This window comes from Anabaena sp. CCY 9613, from assembly GCF_963920895.1.
GTDB lineage: Bacteria > Cyanobacteriota > Cyanobacteriia > Cyanobacteriales > Nostocaceae > Cyanocohniella.
In genome coordinates this window covers 84,669-104,203 of the sequence record NZ_CAWUDE010000006.1, presented here as the reverse complement: position 1 = coordinate 104,203, position 19,535 = coordinate 84,669, and the positions used below count along the sequence as shown (strand labels likewise).

The 19,535-nt window shown below is 42.9% G+C and carries 19 protein-coding genes; 13 read left to right on the top strand and 6 right to left on the bottom strand.

The genetic code is table 11. The features are described 5' to 3' along the window. Positions 1–131 precede the first annotated feature (131 nt). A complete protein-coding gene (locus ACM0OT_RS09140; RefSeq protein ID WP_414564067.1) occupies positions 132–1,433 on the bottom strand; it encodes an ABC transporter substrate-binding protein in 1,302 nt (433 codons plus the stop codon). A 141-nt stretch (positions 1,434–1,574) separates the two neighbouring features. Between ACM0OT_RS09140 and pilM the strand changes: the two genes are divergently transcribed. The 11 genes from pilM to ACM0OT_RS09085 all read left to right on the top strand — a co-directional run bounded on the left by pilM (position 1,575) and on the right by ACM0OT_RS09085 (position 11,723). After that, positions 1,575–2,681, top strand: coding sequence for a type IV pilus assembly protein PilM (gene pilM, locus ACM0OT_RS09135; protein WP_414545066.1), 1,107 nt, complete (start codon positions 1,575–1,577; stop codon positions 2,679–2,681). Positions 2,682–2,685: 4 nt separating this feature from the next. Then, a complete protein-coding gene (locus ACM0OT_RS09130) occupies positions 2,686–3,456 on the top strand; it encodes a PilN domain-containing protein (protein WP_414564066.1) in 771 nt (256 codons plus the stop codon). Continuing rightward, the gene (locus ACM0OT_RS09125) at positions 3,453–4,217 is read left to right on the top strand and encodes a GspMb/PilO family protein (protein ID WP_414564065.1); all 765 of its coding nucleotides are present in this window, start codon (positions 3,453–3,455) and stop codon (positions 4,215–4,217) included. Before ACM0OT_RS09130 ends, ACM0OT_RS09125 begins: the two co-directional genes overlap by 4 nt. Positions 4,218–4,415: 198 nt before the next feature. After that, the gene (locus tag ACM0OT_RS09120; protein WP_414564064.1) at positions 4,416–6,830 is read left to right on the top strand and encodes an AMIN domain-containing protein; all 2,415 of its coding nucleotides are present in this window, start codon (positions 4,416–4,418) and stop codon (positions 6,828–6,830) included. A gap of 185 nt (positions 6,831–7,015) precedes the next feature. After that, a complete protein-coding gene (locus ACM0OT_RS09115) occupies positions 7,016–7,309 on the top strand; it encodes a type II toxin-antitoxin system HigB family toxin (protein ID WP_414564238.1) in 294 nt (97 codons plus the stop codon). Between the two features lie 10 nt (positions 7,310–7,319). Continuing rightward, positions 7,320–7,700, top strand: coding sequence for a helix-turn-helix domain-containing protein (locus ACM0OT_RS09110; RefSeq protein ID WP_414564063.1), 381 nt, complete (start codon positions 7,320–7,322; stop codon positions 7,698–7,700). Positions 7,701–7,763: 63 nt separating this feature from the next. Beyond that, positions 7,764–7,997 carry a DUF433 domain-containing protein gene (locus ACM0OT_RS09105; RefSeq protein ID WP_414564062.1) on the top strand — a complete coding sequence of 78 codons (234 nt, stop codon included), beginning with the start codon at positions 7,764–7,766 and terminating at the stop codon, positions 7,995–7,997. After that, positions 7,994–8,305 carry a DUF5615 family PIN-like protein gene (locus ACM0OT_RS09100; RefSeq protein ID WP_414564061.1) on the top strand — a complete coding sequence of 104 codons (312 nt, stop codon included), beginning with the start codon at positions 7,994–7,996 and terminating at the stop codon, positions 8,303–8,305. The genes ACM0OT_RS09105 and ACM0OT_RS09100 overlap by 4 nt, the downstream gene beginning before the upstream one ends. 373 nt (positions 8,306–8,678) lie before the next feature. Then, on the top strand, positions 8,679–8,963 hold the full coding sequence (locus tag ACM0OT_RS09095) for an HU family DNA-binding protein (RefSeq protein WP_414545061.1): 285 nt from the start codon (positions 8,679–8,681) through the stop codon (positions 8,961–8,963). A 26-nt stretch (positions 8,964–8,989) separates the two neighbouring features. Then, a complete protein-coding gene (gene cobD, locus ACM0OT_RS09090; RefSeq protein ID WP_414564060.1) occupies positions 8,990–10,162 on the top strand; it encodes a threonine-phosphate decarboxylase CobD in 1,173 nt (390 codons plus the stop codon). Positions 10,163–10,247: 85 nt separating this feature from the next. After that, entirely contained in the window at positions 10,248–11,723 is a 1,476-nt protein-coding gene (locus ACM0OT_RS09085; RefSeq protein ID WP_414564059.1) for a dihydrolipoyl dehydrogenase family protein, read from the top strand. Positions 11,724–11,946: 223 nt separating this feature from the next. Here ACM0OT_RS09085 and ctpC read toward each other — a convergent pair whose 3' ends face one another. After that, entirely contained in the window at positions 11,947–13,230 is a 1,284-nt protein-coding gene (gene ctpC / locus ACM0OT_RS09080; protein WP_414564058.1) for a carboxyl-terminal processing protease CtpC, read from the bottom strand. Positions 13,231–13,461: 231 nt separating this feature from the next. Next, a complete protein-coding gene (gene ispG / locus ACM0OT_RS09075) occupies positions 13,462–14,688 on the bottom strand; it encodes a (E)-4-hydroxy-3-methylbut-2-enyl-diphosphate synthase (RefSeq protein ID WP_414564057.1) in 1,227 nt (408 codons plus the stop codon). 268 nt (positions 14,689–14,956) lie between these two features. On the opposite strand from ispG, the gene ACM0OT_RS09070 reads away from it, so the two are divergent. Further along, a complete protein-coding gene (locus ACM0OT_RS09070; protein ID WP_414564056.1) occupies positions 14,957–16,015 on the top strand; it encodes an isochorismatase in 1,059 nt (352 codons plus the stop codon). A 27-nt stretch (positions 16,016–16,042) separates the two neighbouring features. On the opposite strand, the gene ACM0OT_RS09065 is transcribed toward ACM0OT_RS09070, so the two are convergent. Then, positions 16,043–16,921: a peptidoglycan DD-metalloendopeptidase family protein gene (locus ACM0OT_RS09065; RefSeq protein WP_414564055.1), complete on the bottom strand. Its 879-nt coding sequence runs from the start codon at positions 16,919–16,921 to the stop codon at positions 16,043–16,045. A 243-nt stretch (positions 16,922–17,164) separates the two neighbouring features. Here ACM0OT_RS09065 and ACM0OT_RS09060 point away from each other — a divergent pair, with 243 nt between their 5' ends. Further along, complete coding sequence (locus ACM0OT_RS09060) at positions 17,165–18,370, top strand: HhoA/HhoB/HtrA family serine endopeptidase (RefSeq protein WP_414564054.1); 1,206 nt, start codon at positions 17,165–17,167, stop codon at positions 18,368–18,370. Positions 18,371–18,421: 51 nt separating this feature from the next. On the opposite strand, the gene ACM0OT_RS09055 is transcribed toward ACM0OT_RS09060, so the two are convergent. After that, a complete protein-coding gene (locus ACM0OT_RS09055) occupies positions 18,422–18,769 on the bottom strand; it encodes a DUF760 domain-containing protein (protein ID WP_414564053.1) in 348 nt (115 codons plus the stop codon). Between the two features lie 154 nt (positions 18,770–18,923). After that, positions 18,924–19,511 carry an SMC-Scp complex subunit ScpB gene (gene scpB / locus ACM0OT_RS09050; RefSeq protein WP_414564052.1) on the bottom strand — a complete coding sequence of 196 codons (588 nt, stop codon included), beginning with the start codon at positions 19,509–19,511 and terminating at the stop codon, positions 18,924–18,926. Between the last annotated feature and the right edge of the window lie 24 nt (positions 19,512–19,535).

Sequence of the window (19,535 nt, the reverse complement as noted above, 5' to 3'; positions counted from 1 at the left end):
GTATGTTTCCAACTCTAAGTTTGGTAAGTATTTAAAAAATATGGACATAATTCATGGCTAGATACATGAAGATTATTCTGTGTTAGGGGCTAGAAATTACTCTATCTAACCTCTAGCCTCTAACCTCTAGCCTACGCCCGACTATTCCACTCTTGGGCTGCATCCTCTAAGGCTTTATCTACAGTTTTTTGCCCTAACATTGCTGCTTGCAAGTTTTCATAAATTGCTCTTTGTAATCTCTTGGAATCCTTCAAAGTTGGAGTTAATATTTCTGCTTGTTGTAGTTGGTTAGCACTAATAACTCTGGCTTTTTCTACTGTAGAAGCAGTTTCCGGGACATCTTTAAAGTAACTATCAGCCAGGGCTTTTTTGGTAGATGGTAAAACATTTGCAGCCTTGGCAAAAGCTAGCTGGTTTTCGTCATTGGTGAGAAATAAAGCAAACTTCACCGCAGCATCTGGGTGTTTGCTGGCGCGGGGGATAACTACATTCATCACCGCAACATTTTTCTTCCCAGTATCACCAGTAAGTTGGGGTGCGATCGCCGAAGCTTTGGCAATTTGGGGAGCATTATTACCGATAGTTTTCAGAAACTCGGGCCCTGAAGCTAAAAATGCGGTTTGTCCAGATTGGTATAAATCAATTGCTTGGCGATGTCCCTGGGTTAACGACTCTCTGGGAAGTAGTCCTTTTTTATACAAATCTACCCAATATTGAAATGCTGCTTTTCCTTGTGGGGAATTAAAAGCGGCTTTACCTTCCGCATCCACTAGCGTCACTCCCATTTGCACAAAGGATTCCAACACTTCACCGGAATCTTGCGGTGCAAATGTGACAAAAAATGCATATTTGCCTGTCTTATCTTTAATTTGTTGTGCTACCTCTGCTAATTCTCCGTAGGTTGTGGGTACATTAGTTATACCTGCCTGTTTTAATAAATCAGTGTTATAAATGGTTAGCCGTGTGGTGAGGTACCAGGGAATACCAAAGCTCTTACCGTTAAGCGTGCTGGCTTTCCAAATATTCGGTAGATAGGAGGAGCGTTCTTCATTTGAGAGTTTTGTATCCAGGTCTAACCAGGCATTTCGTCCTGCAAGTTGGGACGCAAAAACTGGATTCAGGTTCACTACATCGGGTGGCGTATTTGCGGAGACAGCTGTTAAAATTTTGTTCTCCATTGCTGACCAGGGTACATCAACCCAGTTAACCTTTATACCTGAATTTTGATTTTCAAAATTTGTAATTAGGTTTTGGAAGTAGTCAGTAAATTGAGGTTGGAGTTGCATAGTCCAAAACTCAACAGTTGCCTCTCCTGAAGCAGCTTGTTGTGTATTTGTACCAGTGTTTCCGGTACTGCAACTTACCATCCAACTGGTCAATAAACCAATTAGGGCAAAAACCGCCAGTTGTTTGAATTTTCGCAATTGCATCATCTTACCAGTATTTTTACGCTTGATTGGGGTGAAAAAATTGTGCCAAATTGTCGAGATTATAGGCTAAATCAATTACTTAGTCCTCAGAACATTCTTTAGTATCATTTAAATTTTCCATTTAGCAGTCCAGCGGGCACAACTGTGGTGAAAAGCTTCAATAGTCTGTTCGGCAAATCAAATAAAGGGGTGGGCATCGAACTTGCACCAGAACGGGTGAATGTAGTTCAGCTACGCAAACAGCGCCAAGGCTTAAAATTAGAGTCCTTGACATCAGTAGAAGTTCCCGAAGGGGTCATAACTGATGGTCAAATTACCGACACCCCAGCAATGGCGCAGTTAATTCAGCAGGCATTGGCTGAGAGTAAAATCAAGGTTTCTCGTGTTGCTACTGGTGTACCAGGACGAGATTCTATAGTTCGTCTCATACCTGTGCCAGCAGAGTTGGATGACAAGGAATTACGGGAAATGGTATTAAACCACGAAGCTGGTTTGTATTTACCTTATCCCCGTGAAGAAGCTGATGTAGATTATCAGAAACTTGGGTATTTTGTTGATGAGGATGGCATCGAAAAGGTACAGGTATTGCTAGTTGCCACTCGTAAGGAGGTGACAGATACCTATCTTAGTACCTTTGAACAGGCAGGATTGCAAGTCGATATTTTAGAGATTAACAGTTTTGCTTTGATTCGGACAATCCGCGAGCAATTGCGGCAATTCAGCCCCCAAGAGGCAGCGGTATTAGTTGATATTGAGTTCGACAGTACAGAAATAGCCATCGTCATTAACGGCGTACCGCAATTTTCGCGCACCGTACCTATAGGTACTTATCAAATGCAAATGGCTATGGCTAGGGCCATGAGTTTACCCACATCACGAGACATGGAACTGTTAATGGGAATGGTGATTACGCCCACTCCCATCGATGGTGGACAAACTGGGGTGACTGATATCAATCCTGGGATGGCAGCTTTGTTGAGGGTTTTGGGAGAACTCACAGATGAGTTGCGTCGTTCTATCGATTTTTACTTGAATCAAAGTGAAAACTTAGAAGTGGCGCAGATTTTCTTAGCTGGGCCGGGAGGCGGACTGCAACAACTAGATGAATTTTTCACTCAAAGATTGAGCTTGCCAACCACCCAAATTGATCCTATTGGGTCTTTGTCCTTACAAGTTGATGAAGAACAGTATCCTATGGCAAAACGTTCTGGCTTAGGGATAGTACTTGGTTTAGGAATGCGGGGGGTGTAACAGAGTGTACAGTTTAGACGTTAATTTTCTTAAAGACCGTGCAGGTTACCAAAATACGCCCAAGAAAAGCTCAGGAATTAAACTGCCAACGGGGGATTTAACACCTGTATATATAGGGGTTGCCCTGGGCTTGTGTTTTCCCGTTTTTGTTGGGGCTGGTTTGTGGTTTTTGCAAGCCAAAAATAGCCAATTGGAGCAAGAAATAGCACAACTAGATCAAGAAAACAAGAGGTTAGAAACAGAAATTGGCAATATTAACAAAATCCGCGAAGAGACAAAAAAAGTCCAAGCGGAAACACAGGGTTTAGTTACAGTATTTGACCAGATTAGACCTTGGTCTGCCATGTTACAAGATTTGCGCGATCGCATACCAGCCACTGTGCAAATTGAAAACGTCAAGCAACTCCCACCCACACCCGCAGTCGCTGGAAAACCACCCGGTAGTAGGGCTGGAGGATTAGAGGTTACAGGACTGGCTCGTTCTTTTAACGATGTCAATGATTTCTTACTGACTCTCCAACAGTCCCGGTTCTTGAAATCCTCAGAAAGCAGAATTATCACCGCCACTTTAGTAGATGCACCAATACCACCAGGTACTGGACGCTCTAATAATAGTGTGCAAATTAAACTACCCCAAGTAGTTAGATACACTATTCAATCCAGTCTGAGCGATGTTCCCGCTTCGGATTTAATTCGGGAGTTAGAACAAAAAGGCACCATTGGCTTAGTAACTCGAATTCGCAGTATGCAACAAACAGGAGTCATTTCAAAATGACGCTTAGTGAAGATTTTAATTTTACGGAAGGCGGGGAATTTGGTGCCGAAGCACCAGCTTATCCTGTTGTTTTTGGTATTAGTTTTACACCCAAAATTATCGGCATTTTAGTGGGTGTATTGGGAATTGCTGGATCGGCGTACATGCTGATGAATATGGTAATGCCCGCTTGGGAAACTTATCAACAGCAGCAAGAAAAAAGCAATGATTTGCAAGGGCAAATTGAGCAAAAGAAAGCCAGCATTCAACAAATTGACAAAGTAAAAGATGAGTTAGCCCAGGCAAAGCAGCAAAGAATCCAGGTTTTAAGCTTATTTTCTGATGAAAAAACTTTAGATACCTTGCTACTAGATCTGAATCGGTTAGTTGAGTCTAATAATGCTCAAGTTACGGCTAATGCAGTCAGGGCAAAACTACAGAAATTTGTCCCATCTGCACAGCAAGCAGAAACCATTAATGATGGCTCTCTCGGAGCAATAGTTGATGGCAAATTAAAACGTAGTAGCGTTAATGTTGAAGTTGTTGGCACTTTTGAGCAAACACAATCGATTATTCGCAATATCGAGCGTCTACAGCCTTTGCTCATAGTTAAAGATTATCAGGCGAGATTAGCTCCTGAAGTTGCAACAGACCCATCGGGCGAAGAAGTGCGTCGGGTAGGGCCAGCACCTATTACTACATCTTTCCAACTAGAAGCGTTAATGCCCTTGAATTCTGAGGAAGTAGCGGCTGCTGCGGAAGCAGAAACAGCCAAACAATAGAAGTTATTTAATCATTTGTGTGTACACAAATTTTCAAGATGAGGTTGGGGGAAATATTTTCATTTATCAAAGTGAATATCCTCCTTAGCACCTCTAAAATGGGAAGACTAAAAATAGCAAGTTGCAGATAATAATAATTACAACGCAGCTAGCCAAAAAAGTTCGTAAATTGGTGTTTTATATAGTGAGGAATGAACTGTGAAACAGCTTCACGGTAATAGTGTAATATTAGGTGCTGCCGCTTTTGTATTTCTAGCTGCTCAACCTGCTTGGGGACAAATTGCCCAAGTTACGGATGTCAAACTAAATCAAGTAAATGGTGGCGTTAGTGTTGTTTTAAAAACTTCTTCTGGGTCGCGCCCGCAAGTTTTTACCACACAAAGAGGTAATTCCTTAGTTGCAGATATTATTAATACGCAATTGCGTTTACCGCAAGGCAATAGTTTTCGCCAAGATAACCCGGCTGCGGGAATTGCCTCAGTTCAAGTTATGCAACTTGATGCCAATAGCGTTCGGGTAATGGTAACGGGGATTAATAGCATCCCCACTGGTCAGCCTTTGGTGCGAAAGTCAGATGAAATTACCCTCAGTTTTACGCCATCTGCAACCACTGCATCAACCCCAGTGCCTCCTATGGCTGCCATAACTCCACCTGCTGCGGCTCCAGCCCAACCCACTCCTAATGTTCTGGTTCCTAACCCACAAGTCTCGATTGACGGTAGACCTGCGCTACCAGCAGGCCCCGGTCAACCTGTGAGTCAAGCACCGCCTATGTTGCCTAGAGCTGTGGCCCCACCAGTGGGAGATATCGCTATTTCCGCTACAGATGCGTCTCCCAGCACTATTGATTTAGGAACTCAAGAACGTGTACCCCGCCTGGTATTGAGAGATGCACCAATACGTGAGGTATTGTCATTGCTGGCTCGTGCTGCTGGGATGAATTTGGCTTTTGCTGGAGGAGGAGAAGGAGATAAGCAAGGTTCTAGCTCTCAGATCAATACAGGCGCTACCGAAAGGTTAATATATCAAACAATATCCCTAGATATAGAAAACGAGCCAGTACAAGATGTATTTAACTACGTTTTGCGCCTAAGTGGTTTAGAAGCTAACCGCAGTGGACGTACTATCTTTGTCGGGCCAAAATTGCCTAATTCTACTCGTGATGTCGTAGTACGTAACCTGAGACTTAATCAAGCAACAGTAACCGAAATTTTAAGAGTTTTAGTTAACTTGGGAGCAGAAAGTGCTGTCAATGCTGAACCCAAAACAACTAGGGTTACTACAGAGGTAATAGGCACGGCAGAAGGGTCACAAAGAGAACTTGCTGAAGATACAAATCTTCAGGCTCAACGAATTACATTTACTGATTCAATTCCCATATTAAGAGGTTTACAAGTTTCAGGAGACATCCGAACCAATAGTATTACTTTAATTGGTCTGCCTAAGTTAGTTGACATTGCGATGTCCCAAATTGTCCCACTTGATATCCGCCGCCGTCAAGTGGCAGTTAATGTCAAGATTATTGATGTTAACCTGTTGAACACCCAAGACAACAACACCAGCTTTTCTTTTGGTATTGGTAATAACTTCTTTGTTAATGATGGTGGTGCAGCAGCTCTGAATTTTGGCGGTTCGAGGCCGGCTACCAGTGCTGAAGCGAGGAACAGTGTGACTGGCACACCTGTGACTACTAATCCTATTACGGGGACACCATTTTTGAGGGAGAATTTTTTCGATCCGGCAACTGGTAGGCCATTGGCTAGTTCACCTTTAGACCCAAACGGCAATCCCCTACAACCAGGTATTACAAACTTTACTCCCGGACAGCCAGCAAGAACTACATTTGAAGTTGTACCAACTGCGATTGATCCTGTTACGGGTCAACCTACTAACTTTTCTTTGCAGCCTCAAGTTACCCCTGCTACACCAGATACGTATACATATGGTTTACCGAGCTTATTCCAGTTTCCAAAACGTCTTTTAGCTAGTTTGCAGGCTCAGGTGACGAATGGTAATGCCAAAATTTTGACTGACCCAACTTTGATTGTTCAAGAAGGCCAAACTGCTGATGTACAGTTAACTCAAGAAGTTGTGGGTAACATTACGAGGCAAATAACTCGTGGTGATGGTACTTCTTCAGAAACAGTTACAGCAGACAAAACAAATGTAGGTTTACAGCTGGCTGTGAGAGTTGATCGAATTGATGATAATGGTTTTGTCTCGCTTTCTGTGTCCCCAACTGTTTCATCTCCTCAAGCTCCAGCAGAAATTAATTTGGGTGGTAATAGTAGCCAAAGAATATTTTTGGTTTCTACACGTTCCCTTACTTCTGGTGTAATCCGCCTTCGAGATGGTCAAACACTAATTTTATCGGGAATTATTCAGGATTCAGATAGAGTAAGTGTTTCCAAAATTCCTGTCTTGGGTGATCTTCCACTAATTGGTTCGTTGTTTAGAAGAACAAACAGAAATAATCAGCGTAACGAAGTAATTGTCTTACTCACACCTCAAGTAATGGATGACTCTGAGAACTCTGCCTATGGCTATAACTACACTCCTAGTCCAGAGGTGCGGCAAATGCTAGAGCGTCGTGGGTTGAGTGCGCCTAGATAACACCTAGTTGCCTTTAAAGGCTGGAAGTGGGGAGTAGGGAATGGGATTCTTGTTGAATGCACTTTAGCGATACATTGCTATACAAACTAACTCTGCCAGCTCGTATTCATAAAAACTCAGCTTTTCAAACCCGCATAGGCGGGTTTTGTTTTGTAAACTTGTTGGAGAATCAATATAATCCTGGTATGCGAATCATTGCCCGCAGCACTTTACGGCAATTTTGGGAAATACATGCAGATGCAGAACAGCCCATGAAAGCTTGGTATGATGAAGCGTCTCGTGCAGAATGGAATAGTCCAACAGATATCAAAAGTACTTATCGCAATGCCAGCATTATTGCTAATAACCGTGTTGTTTTTAATATCAAAGGCAATGATTACCGCTTAATTGTTCACGTTCGTTATGACATTAGGATTATTTTTATCCGCTTTGTAGGAACGCATTCTGAATACGATAACGTAGACGCGACAACAATTTGAGGTAACGTATATGCTCGAATCCCGTCCCATCCGAACTGAAGCTGATTATCGTGCTGCACTTGATGAAATTGAAAGACTATTTGATGCAGAACCTAATACACCAGAGTGCGATCTGTTGGAAGTTTTAACGACACTAGTAGAAGCATACGAACAGCGACACTATCCAATTGATGCTCCAGAGCCAGTTGAGGCAATCTTATATTATCTTGAATCGCGTGGCCTGTCTTGGCACGATTTGGAGCCTGCTATTGGCAGTTATGAAAAGGTAGGGGAGATTTTGAATCGTCAGCAACCGCTAACACTAGAGATGATTCGGCGGTTACATAAACAATTAGGGATTCCGGCGGAAGTGTTGATTCAACCCTACTCTCTAATGGAAAATTCAGCTTAATTTTGTAATTTGTTGTATTTAGTTGGGTAAGTGTATATAAAAAATATTTGAGTAAAGAAAAAAATGATGACTAAAGCCACACTATTAAATCGTATTACACAAAATCCAGGACAATGCGGAGGTCGCCCGTGTATTAGAGGAATGCGAATCCGGGTTAGTGATATTTTAGAAATGCTAGCTGAAAATGTAAATTCAGAAGAAATTTTAGAAGATTTTCCTGATCTGGAGCCAGAAGACATACAAGCTTGTCTGTTATTTGCAGCAAGACGCACGGACTTTTCTCGGTTGACTGCATGAATATCTGGATTGATGCTCAGTTACCTCCAGGATTAGCAGGGTGGTTAACTAGCACTTTTGATGTTAGTGCCATAGCGTTAAAAGATTTAGGCTTACGAGATGCCCAAGACATAGAAATCTTTGATGCAGCAGCTAAAGCTTTCACAGTAATTATGACCAAAGATAGCGATTTTGTTGATTTGGTGTGTCGTTTGGGAATACACCACACATTTTGTGGCTTACTTGTGTTGAGGAGTGTCAAATTTCCAGATGCTTGGGAACGCCTGCGACAAGGTGAAGCGATTGTAGAAATTAGCGATCGCCTGTAAGATAATCAAAATTTTGAAATAGAGGACAGAGAAGGGAAAAATTTCTTTCATCCCAGTCCCCAAGTTCTGCCCATAATCAGGGGATTTATTCAGTATTTTATTGATTTATGTATATTTTTAGACGCAATAACCACCCAAAAAATCCCAAAAATCCTGAAATCCATATAAATTAATGGTTTCATCTATCCACTTCAGGCTACAACGCCTTAGAATGATTCATTGAAAAGTCGAGCCGATAGGATGTACAGCCATTTTGAGTGTAAATACTCCTAAAGGACGATTTTTGTAATTCTCTCAACAGAGATTTAAGAAAAAGACAACAAGGTGCATCTGTTAGAGAATCGAATCTCAAGTAAACCTCAAGGAGTTTGATATGAACAAGGGTGAATTAGTAGATGCCGTATCTGAAAAGGCAAGTGTGACCAAAAAACAAGCGGATGCCGTCTTAACTGCCGCTTTGGAAACGATTATTGAAGCTGTTTCTTCTGGCGATAAAGTAACGCTAGTAGGATTTGGCTCATTTGAATCACGGGAACGTAAAGCCCGTGAAGGTCGTAACCCCAAAACCAATGAAAAGATGGAAATTCCTGCTACCAGGGTTCCCGCTTTCTCCGCTGGTAAGATGTTTAGAGAAAAGGTTGCACCCCCAAAAGAATAAATAACGTTTTAGGGAATTTTTTTTTGATGCGGCAACCAGCACATGGGGGAAACTTAGCCTGGGCAGCCGCACTGGCTGGCTGTCCCCCTGATGCTATTCTGGATTTTTCTGCCAGCATCAGTCCCTTGGGGCCACCAAATAGTGCGATCGCGGCTATTCATGCCCAAATTGGTAATCTTAAGCACTATCCAGACCCAAACTATAGTGAACTGAGACTAGCTCTCAGTCACTTCCATCAATTGCCTTTTGAGTGGATTCTGCCGGGCAACGGTTCAGCAGAATTACTTACTCTTGCAGGTAGGGAACTCGCAAAATTAACAGCAACAACATTAATTACTCCAGCCTTTGGTGACTACTACCGAACCCTGGCGGCATACAACGCTAAAGTACTGGAGTTTCCCCTTGATGTGGGGAGTAGGGAGTGGGGAGTAGGGAGTGGGGAAGAAGAAAATCTTTGTTCCTTATCTTCCTCATCCCCCAGTCTCCGGGTGATGCCTACGCCACGCCAAGACTGCAACCCCTTCACTGCTAACGCGTCTATATCTCCCTCATCTTCTTCATATGGGTTATTACTCAATAATCCTCACAACCCCACGGGTAAGTTATTCTCACGCGAGGCGATTTTGCCCTACTTGGAGGAGTACGCCTTGGTGGTGGTGGATGAGGCGTTTATGGATTTTGTGTCTCCTGATGAGGAACAAAGCCTGATTGGGGTGGTGCAAGAATATGCAAATTTAGTAATATTGCGATCGCTAACGAAATTTTACAGTCTGCCGGGACTGAGATTAGGATATGCGATCGCACACCCTGATCGTCTGGCTCAATGGCAGTCATGGCGTGACCCTTGGCCTGTAAACACCCTGGCGGCGGCGGCGGCTATGGCGGCACTCCAAGACCAGGAATTTCAAGCACAAACTTGGCAATGGTTACCACCTGCACGAAACCAACTCTTTCAAGGTTTAGCGGCAATTCCAGGTTTACAACCCCTAGAAAGTACTGCTAACTTCTTACTGGTGGCATCACAACAATCTAGTTTGTACTTGCAGCAACAATTACTCCAGCATCACCAGATTTTAATTCGTGATTGCCTAAGTTTTAAAGAATTAGGCGATCGTTTTTTCCGGGTTGCTGTCCGTACTGCATCTGATAACCAACGCTTATTAACAGCGCTGCATTCAGTCGTGAGTTCTCATCACTAAAGACTTCCCAATACGGAGATGAGAAACATGAGGAAGTATTTTTGTCCCCTACTCCCCACTCCCCACTCCCCACTCCCCATAACCAATGACTATTGATTACGATATTGTGATTATTGGTGGTAGTCTTGCCGGACGCTATGCAGCTTTAGCTGCAACCCAACAACGGGCAACAGTGGCTTTGGTGGAGTCTCAAGTAGATTATGGGTTTATTCAACACCAGGCTATGAGCGAAATCGGCAAAATATCACACAGATTAAGTGATATAGCTGGTTTTGGTATTCACAACACCCATGGTGATACCTCAGAACCATGCCAAACATCTGTAGCCTGGCCAGAAACAATGCTGTATACCAAAGGCGTTGTCTCCAATATCCAAGAACAAAATTCTCTTGCCAACCTAGCCGCACTGGGTGTCGATGTGATTCTGGGTAAAGGTCAATTTCAATCTATGGCTACGCCACCCCGGCTATCATCTCACCTAACATTTACTGTAAATGAACGCTTGCTAACGGGACGCACCTATTTACTAGCTAGTGGTTCCCGCCCAGCAATTCCAGATATTGACGGCTTGCAAACTACGGGTTATTTGACCTTATCAAATGTTTGGCAAACTTTTCAAAAACCAACCCTACCTAAAAATTGGGTAATTATTGGTGGTATTCCCCAAAGTATTGAAGTAGCTCAAACTCTGGCACGGTTTGGTTGTAATGTGACGCTGGTAGTTAAGTATTCCTCTATTTTGCCTTGTGCTGACCCAGAGGTAGCCCAACTGCTGCAAGCACAGTTAGAAGTTGATGGTGTACATGTCCTCACCCAAAAACCAGTTACTCAAGTAAAACTTATTGAGAACAAAAAGTGGATTCAAGCAGGAGATAAAGCAATTGAAACTGATGAACTTTTAGTAGCAACTGGACAACAGCCAAACATTGAGTCCCTCAATTTAGCTGCTGTAGGGGTGAAATGGCGGCGACGGCGCTTGGTTGTCAATGACAAATTGCAAACGACTAACCGTCGTATTTATGCTTGTGGCGATGTCATTGGTGGTTATGATTTTACTAACGTCGCTCATCATGAAGCCAGAATTGCCGTCAAAAATGCTTTATTTTTTCCCAGATTTTTAGTCAATTATCGATGTCTTCCTTGGGCACTATTTTCTGACCCCATGTTGGCGGAAGTAGGTTTGACAGAGACACAGGCAAAACACCGATTTAGACCAAATGAAATTTTAATTTTGCAGCAATATTATAAATCAGTGGCAGCCGCCCAACTAAGGGATGAAACTACAGGTATCTGTAAATTAATCGTGTTACGTAATGGAGAAATTTTAGGCGCTTCTATATTAGGTGCAGAAGCCCCAGAGTTAATCAATTTGATTGCTTTAGCAATGGCGCAAAAAATTTCAGTTAAGCATTTAGCAAATTTGTCTGCTGTTTATCCCAGTTTTTCAGAGATTCTGGAAAACACCGCCAGAGAGTGGGATCAGCAAAAGTTAAATAGTAATACTGGGTTACAAGATTTTTTAGAAGGCTTTTTCCAATTCCGTCGCAATTGGAATTTGTGACAGACGTGAGTTCGATATCTCGCCACTAGTATTGGATATCGGTTGGGTTAAGCGCAGCGCCACCCAACGCTGCCAATGATGTTGGGTTTCCTTACGTCAACCCAACCTACAATTTTTTTGCACTAATTTAGGCTTGCCACGCCAGTACACCATAACCCTACTGAACAAAAGGTGTATTAGACACAAAGTCATAACACACCTTATAAAATCTATGATTTTTTTATTACTTTTCCGAACTTGTCATACCTCTAGCAGCAATTTCTTTACCTAACACTTCTACAGCTTTAGCAAATTGGGGATCTTCTAACGTGGCGAGTTTTTCACGCTCATTGAGCCATAGTTCTTGACGCTGTTCATCGGATAACTCCACTGTCACATCTGGATCAACCCCATGTTTATTAATATCTTTACCACTAGGAGTATGATATTTAGCAATTGTTACCGCCAATCCTGAACCATCTTCTAAAGGACGCACAGATTGCACTAAACCTTTACCAAAGGTTTGACTGCCAACCAAAACTGCACGTTTATTGTCCTGTAAAGCTCCTGAGAGAATTTCGCTGGCACTAGCGGAACCTTTATCTACCAAGACTACCAGTGGTTTATTTGTGAGGGCGCGACCTCTTGCCACTTCTCGTTCTTGTTCACCTCGACGGTCAATAGTGGAAACTATCGTACCTCTATCCAGCCACATCCGGGCAATTTCTACACTGGAAAAAAGTAAACCACCAGGATTACCACGGAGATCCAAAATATATCCAGCTACTCTTTGCTTTTCTAAATCTCGGATAGCGCTTTGCATTTCTCTACTAGCATTAGCGCTAAACTGATTCAAGCGAATGTAACCGACATTACCTGCTGGAGTGGTCTTCGTGGAATGCTTAACTGGATGGATTTCAATTCGCGCCCTGATGATTTCAAATTTTTTGGCTTCACCACTTCGTTGAATTGTCAAGTTTACCTTTGTTCCTGGCTCACCGCGAATCAGGGATACTGCTTGGTTAGTATCCATCCCCTCAGTGCTTTTGCCATTGATTTGAACAATTACATCCTTTGCCAAAATACCCGCCTTAAATGCAGGCGTGTCATCAATTGGTGAAATCACCACAATCTGCTTGGTTTCTTCATCTTGGCTAATTGTGATACCGATACCTGTGAGTTCTCCAGAGGTATCCACTTGCATATTCTTGAATTCCTCAGGGTCCATAAACCGGGTGTAAGGATCTTCAAGCCTTTGCAGCATTTCCCGAATGGACTTATAGGCATCTTGCTGACTAGTGTAGGACTTACCTAAGTACTCCTTCCGCACAGCCTGCCAATCAACCTGATTAAAAGTACCATCTACATATTGGCGTTGGACAATTTGCCAAACCTCGTCTACCAATTCCTTGGGACTTGCTTTAAATAAAGCCTGACCTCGCGAGTGAATGCCCAGGCTAGTAACAGCAATTGTGGAAAGTGTCACTGCCGTAGCACCCAAAACAAGTCTACTTTTTGTAATCACCATAATGACAGCTGTGTCAGAGGGAGAAATTTATAGTCAGTATGCCCAATCTAACACAGGGAAACAGTGTACAGACCAAGCATGTATTACTAATTTCATCAAAATACTTGACAATCCGGCGATCTTGTTAAGTACTGATGAAGATTATTGGAGAGAGTAGGGAAATGGAGGATGGGGGGATGAGAGGATGGAGAAAACTTTCTAGCCCCTAGCCCCTAAGCCCCTAACCTCTCTTCACGGTTCTACCCAGCGCCCATCTGCCTTAATGAGATTAATCAATTCTTCTACTCCTTGGGCTTCAGGGATTTTTTTTATTTCCTCTCTGCCGCGATATAAAGAAATATACCCAGGTGTTTTACCAACATAGCCATAGTCGGCATCTGCCATTTCTCCAGGGCCATTCACGATGCAACCCATGACGGCTATATCAAGCCCTGTTAAGTGTTTGGTGGCTTCCCGGACTGTGTGTAATACTTCCTCTAAATTGAATAAAGTCCGTCCGCAAGAAGGACAAGCGACATACTCCACCATTGTTTTCCGCAATCCTAAGGCTTGGAGGATGCTGTAACAAACGGGAATTTCTTTTTCTGGTGATTCTGTCAGTGACACGCGAATGGTGTCGCCAATCCCATCAGCCAGCAATGTGGCAATCCCCGCAGTGGATTTAATGCGTCCATATTCGCCATCTCCGGCTTCTGTCACACCTAAATGCAGCGGATAATCCATGCCTAAATCATCCATGCGTTTGGCCATGAGGCGATAGGCGGCTACCATCACAGGAACCCGTGAGGCTTTCATGGAAATTACTATGTTACGGAAATCTAAAGATTCACAAATACGAATAAATTCTAAGGCAGATTCCACCATGCCTTCTGGGGTGTCTCCGTAGGTAAATAGCATTCTTTCTGCGAGGGAACCATGATTGACCCCAATTCGCATAGCTTTACCTTGATCTCGGAGAGAAATCACCAAAGGTGCTAGGGTTTCCCGGATTTTATCGCCAATTTCATCAAATTCGGCTTGAGTATATTCGCCTCTACTGGAGTTGGGTTTTTCAAACACATACAACCCCGGATTAATTCGCACTTTTTCTATGTGCTTGGCGACTTCTAGGGCAATTTTTAGTCCATTGTGATGCACATCGGCAACAATAGGCACATCTTGGTAAGTTTTGATTAATTTTTGTTTAATTTCGGCCATCACTCTAGCGTGAGCCATACTTGGCACTGTGACGCGGACAATTTCACAGCCAATTTCGTGCAAACGACGAATAGCAGCCACAGATCCATCGACATCAAGAGTGTCTTCGTTAATCATCGACTGCACCACCACTGGGTAACCACCGCCAATGGTGACATTTCCCACCTGGACAGGTCTGGTTTTGCGCCGCTTGATTGTGGTATCAAAGATGGCTTGGTTTTCTGTGGGGTCGGATGTTGTAGGAGTCGGCAGAGTTTGCATAACCTAGTTAGGTAAATTTGCTGTAGTTAAAATATCAGATTGATAAGTCTCTTTCTCTCAGATTGCCATAGTCAGGGCGTTTTTGGACAATCAGGGAGCAGAAGAGAAAATTAAAAATTTGGTGAAAGGTGATTAGTAGCGATTAGATGTCGCAAGTCCCTTAGAAGCGATCGCCTATTAATTCTGTATATAGTATTTTTGTATTATTGAGAGGGAGCGATCGCTTGCTGATTGATTTATCAATACTATTAGCAGCATCTATAATTTTATGAACTCAATTCCTGATGGTGTAGCTTTAATGACAACCTTATTGCATGAGTATCCAATTCCCCAGCACTTTAACCCTGAAAAAGTCGGTGAAGTTTGGCGTGTACCTTATCAACAACGCGCAGCCGAAGCAGAAGATTGGGCAAAACAATATCATATTTCACCAGCAGCTTCAGACAAAAACAAAATTTGCTTACTGTTAATTGATGTACAAAACACCTTCTGCATACCTGAATTTGAATTATTTGTTGGGGGAAAATCTGGAACTGGAGCCGTGGATGATAATCGCAGATTATGTGAATTTATTTATCGCAACTTGGGTGTAATCACAAAAATTATTCCCACCTTAGATACGCACACAGCCATACAAATTTTTCATCCCATCTTTTGGATCAATGAATCAGGTGAACATCCCACACCAGCAGCCACAAATATTACCTTAGCAGATATAGAAAAAGGTATTTGGCAAGTTAACCCAGCAGTTGCCAATAGTATTACTGATGGCAATTACGAAATATTAGAAAAACATGCTTACCACTACATTAAACAACTAAGTCAAGATGGTAAATATCCCCTAACTGTTTGGCCGTATCATTCTATGTTGGGTGGCATCGGTCATGCTTTAGTTTCATCTGTAGAAGAAGCCATATTTTTTCACAGCATTGCTCGTCAAAGTCAAACACAATTTGAAATCAAAGGCGATCATCCCCTCACAGAAAATTACTCTGTTTTAAGCCCAGAAGTTTTAACAGATTTTGAGCAAAATCCCCTAGCACAAAAAAATACGCGTCTAATTCAGCAACTTTTACAATTCGATCAAGTAATTATTGCCGGTCAAGCAAAAAGCCATTGCGTCGCCTGGACAATTGATAACTTATTAACAGAAATTCAACAGGTAGATGCTACCCTTGCCCAAAAAGTTTATTTACTAGAAGATTGCACATCTCCTGTTGTGGTTCTTGGTGTAGTTGATTACACAGAACAGGCAGATGCAGCATTTACCAAGTTTGCCAGCGCCGGAATGCACATAGTCAATTCCCACGAATCAATTACTGTTTAAATTTCCTCTACGTTGAAAGACTCCTTATTACCGGAAATATTCTTTGGGATCTTTAGCTACCCAACCTAAATCTGAACTAGAACGCATTTCAAAATGAAGGTGTGGTTGAGTTGCAGTAGGTTGTCCAGTAGTACCCACAGTTCCTAGCAAATCACCTGCGTCAACTGTTTGACCTACAGCAACATTGATATTTTCCAGATGGGCATAACGGCTTTGCAGTCCACCGCCATGATTCACAATGACCAAATTGCCATAACTACCCTGATCCTCAGCAAACACTATAGTCCCTGGAGCGATCGCCTGTACAGGACTACCCAAAGCTGCCAACAAATCTACACCACTATGGAAGAACACTTCACCAGTTGTTGGATGAATCTGCCAACCATAAGGTAATCCCACAGATGCTTGTTCCTGCAAGGGATACCCAGCTATAGATATAGGTTCAGCATCAGCAGGTGTGGGAGACTGCACTACAGGACGATTTTGTGAATTATTCACCTGGGGAACAAACACGATTCTGGGGTTTTGCTGACAACCATTAATCTCAAACAGTGTATCAGCACGAACTTTATAAGTTTCTGCTACTTGTCGCCAAGTTTGACCACTAGGTATTTCTACAACAATTCCATTGTAGGGAGGAATCTGTAACTCGCTACCAACGGTAACATTACCATTTCTCACAGATGGGTTCATATCAATCAGCGTTGACGGCAAAAGATTATAACGCTGGGCTATGCTCTCTAATGTTTCACCACGAGCAACTGTGTGGCGTTGGAAGCGAGATAATGCTGGAGTAGGACAACTTGCAGGAGCAGCATGGGCATTGTTTGAGTTTAAGGGTAGAGATCCTAGCCCAACAACACTGGCTAGGCTACAGAGCAAAAATAGACGATAAAGAAGATTCATATATAAATGTGAAGAGAACACTAACTTTAGATTTTAATTGGGAACTAGAGAGTGGGGACAAAGGGACAAGAGGATAAGGGGGTTCAACTTTTTCACATCTGTACCTATGCCTCTTAGACTCTAGCTTCTAGCCTCTAGTGCCCTATGCCTGATAATTTTCTGTAAATTTATCTGTCCACTGGGCATTTGCTTGACTACACTTGGAAATTAGCGATTGCACTGCTTTCTCTAAACGTAACAACTATGAATGTATCCTTAAAGCAACTAGCTATTTATCTATCTTTACTAACCATTGGCGGTGGTGCAGGATTGTATGGCAGTCGTTATTTTCTGCCACATAGTCGCTCGTTTCAAGAGTTGAGGAATGTGACGACTTCGGCTCCAGAAACGGTGATTCCTCATCCCGTAAGTGGAGCTATTGGGGCAGGTGGAGGCGATAATCTCAATTTTATTGCTTCAGCAGTGCAACAAGTTGGCCCGGCGGTGGTGAGGATTAACGCTACTCGTAAAGTGGCTAATCCCATTTCAGATGCTTTGAAAAATCCCTTATTGCGCCGATTTTTTGGTGAAGATGAGCAACCAATTCCTAGAGAAAGAATTGAGCGTGGTACAGGGTCGGGATTTATTTTGAGCGAAAATGGTGAATTGCTCACTAATGCTCATGTGGTGGCTGATACAGATACGGTGCAAGTCACTCTTAAAGATGGTCGCACTTTTAAGGGCAAGGTGGTAGGAGTTGACCCCATAACCGATGTGGCAGTAGTGAAAATTCCCGAAACTAAATTGCCTACAGTTAAGCTGGGTAACTCACAAAATTTAATCCCAGGACAGTGGGCGATCGCCATTGGCAATCCTTTGGGTTTAGATAATACTGTGACTATCGGCATCATTAGTGCTACTGATAGAACTAGCGCTCAAGTGGGTGTTCCCGATAAGCGAGTCAGCTTTATTCAGACTGATGCGGCTATCAATCCTGGTAACTCTGGCGGGCCTTTGTTAAACGCCCAAGGTGAAGTGATTGGCGTTAACACTGCTATTCGCGCCGATGCTCAAGGATTGGGTTTTGCGATTCCAATTGAAACTGCCGCCCGAATTGCCAATGAACTATTTACCAAAGGTCGGGCGGAGCATCCTTTTTTAGGAATTGAAATGACAGATTTGTCTCCTACCACCAGACGAGAGCTGAATCGAGAAAAAGACCTGGATATTCAGTCGGAAACTGGCGTTGTCATTAAAGGAGTTATGGATAACTCACCTGCACAAGACGCGGGATTACTACCTGGAGACGTAATTCAAAAAATTAACGGCAGACCAGTAAAAATAGCAGCCCAAGTACAGAAACAAGTGGAGTCCAGCACAGTTGGGGATATCCTTAAGGTTGAAGTCAGCCGCAATGGTAAAATCCAAACTTTCAAAGTGCAATCAGGAACTTATCCCCAGAAGAAGTAGTTGATGCTCTAGAGTCGAAAGTCAATAGTCCGAACTATTTTTAGTGATTGACTATTGACCGTTTGACAAATGCTCTAACTGCATCCTTTGCTCCATCTGGCGGAGGAAATATCCTGTCATCATTGCCGATGCTAGTAGCCCAGCTAAGTTATCCCTATCCGTTGTAATTTGCACGTTAAAGTTTTCTGCGGGGAGCATTCCTACTAACCCCTGGACGTTTTGCGAAATTATCTGTTTGATTTCTGGGCTGACGGACTGAGCGACACGGGCTAGAACTTCAGGAGACTGATGCTGTAGATATTTGAGTAACTGATTGGGGTTTTCCTCAAAATGGTCGTTCAGAAGCTGATTAGCGTTGTCCTCAGAGTTGTCATTTAAAAAGTCAGGGTCAAACACCATTGGCAAATTTTTAGCTTAGTTGCTGATTCTACTCTAAACCATAGTACAGGGGTAGTGCATTCTCCACGGGTATAGCCTTGGACTCTAACCAGGCAAAGCCTATGCCACGTCTACAACAGAGAATTTTTTCCGATGATTACCTTTTTGGCACTACTTAAGCTATCTTTTGTGATACTTCAGGGCTGGTGATATCTTCATTTTTACTCAAATTGTCTAATTCTGCTGCTGCCAGTGATAAATCTAGCTCTAGTTGTTCTTCCTTGGGACTGCTCCCTAAGATTTGAGGCAACTGCTCGATTTGAAAATACTGGTGAAATTTTGGTGTTACTTGTAATGAGTAGGAGCGGGAATCATGATCTCGGCGTTTTCGCACAAAACCTAGTTCCACTAATTCGGGAACATGTTGATATACACCTGAACCGCGCAGTTCGATTAAATCACTTTGCAGTATGGGATTATTGAGAGCGATCGCGGCTAATGTTCGCAATGCACCAAGTCCTAATTCTACAGGAATTAGTGTTTGTACCAAGTCATGAAAATCAGACCGCAGTTGCAGACTATAACCATGTGGGGTTTCTACAACTTCTAAAGCACTATCCCGGTGGGCATAACTATCAATTAACTCCATCATGCCTTCTTCCACGGTAGCGCGATCGCACGCGGCATACTCAGCGATTTCGCCGAGGGATAAGGGCTTGCCTTTTAAATAAAGAATGGCTTCTATCTTAGTTGCTGTAGTCATTGGTTATTAGTAATATACCTACAC

Bases quoted from the DNA above. Each gene is read 5' to 3' on its own strand.
- ACM0OT_RS09140 (WP_414564067.1), bottom strand. From the start codon at position 1,433: ATGATGCAATTGCGAAAATTCAAACAACTGGCGGTTTTTGCCCTAATT.
- ACM0OT_RS09125 (WP_414564065.1), top strand. From the start codon at position 3,453: ATGACGCTTAGTGAAGATTTTAATTTTACGGAAGGCGGGGAATTTGGT.
- ACM0OT_RS09115 (WP_414564238.1), top strand. From the start codon at position 7,016: ATGCGAATCATTGCCCGCAGCACTTTACGGCAATTTTGGGAAATACAT.
- ACM0OT_RS09110 (WP_414564063.1), top strand. From the start codon at position 7,320: ATGCTCGAATCCCGTCCCATCCGAACTGAAGCTGATTATCGTGCTGCA.
- ACM0OT_RS09105 (WP_414564062.1), top strand. From the start codon at position 7,764: ATGATGACTAAAGCCACACTATTAAATCGTATTACACAAAATCCAGGA.
- ACM0OT_RS09100 (WP_414564061.1), top strand. From the start codon at position 7,994: ATGAATATCTGGATTGATGCTCAGTTACCTCCAGGATTAGCAGGGTGG.
- ACM0OT_RS09095 (WP_414545061.1), top strand. From the start codon at position 8,679: ATGAACAAGGGTGAATTAGTAGATGCCGTATCTGAAAAGGCAAGTGTG.
- cobD (WP_414564060.1), top strand. From the start codon at position 8,990: ATGCGGCAACCAGCACATGGGGGAAACTTAGCCTGGGCAGCCGCACTG.
- ACM0OT_RS09085 (WP_414564059.1), top strand. From the start codon at position 10,248: ATGACTATTGATTACGATATTGTGATTATTGGTGGTAGTCTTGCCGGA.
- ctpC (WP_414564058.1), bottom strand. From the start codon at position 13,230: ATGGTGATTACAAAAAGTAGACTTGTTTTGGGTGCTACGGCAGTGACA.
- ispG (WP_414564057.1), bottom strand. From the start codon at position 14,688: ATGCAAACTCTGCCGACTCCTACAACATCCGACCCCACAGAAAACCAA.
- ACM0OT_RS09070 (WP_414564056.1), top strand. From the start codon at position 14,957: ATGAACTCAATTCCTGATGGTGTAGCTTTAATGACAACCTTATTGCAT.
- ACM0OT_RS09065 (WP_414564055.1), bottom strand. From the start codon at position 16,921: ATGAATCTTCTTTATCGTCTATTTTTGCTCTGTAGCCTAGCCAGTGTT.
- ACM0OT_RS09060 (WP_414564054.1), top strand. From the start codon at position 17,165: ATGAATGTATCCTTAAAGCAACTAGCTATTTATCTATCTTTACTAACC.
- ACM0OT_RS09055 (WP_414564053.1), bottom strand. From the start codon at position 18,769: ATGGTGTTTGACCCTGACTTTTTAAATGACAACTCTGAGGACAACGCT.
- scpB (WP_414564052.1), bottom strand. From the start codon at position 19,511: ATGACTACAGCAACTAAGATAGAAGCCATTCTTTATTTAAAAGGCAAG.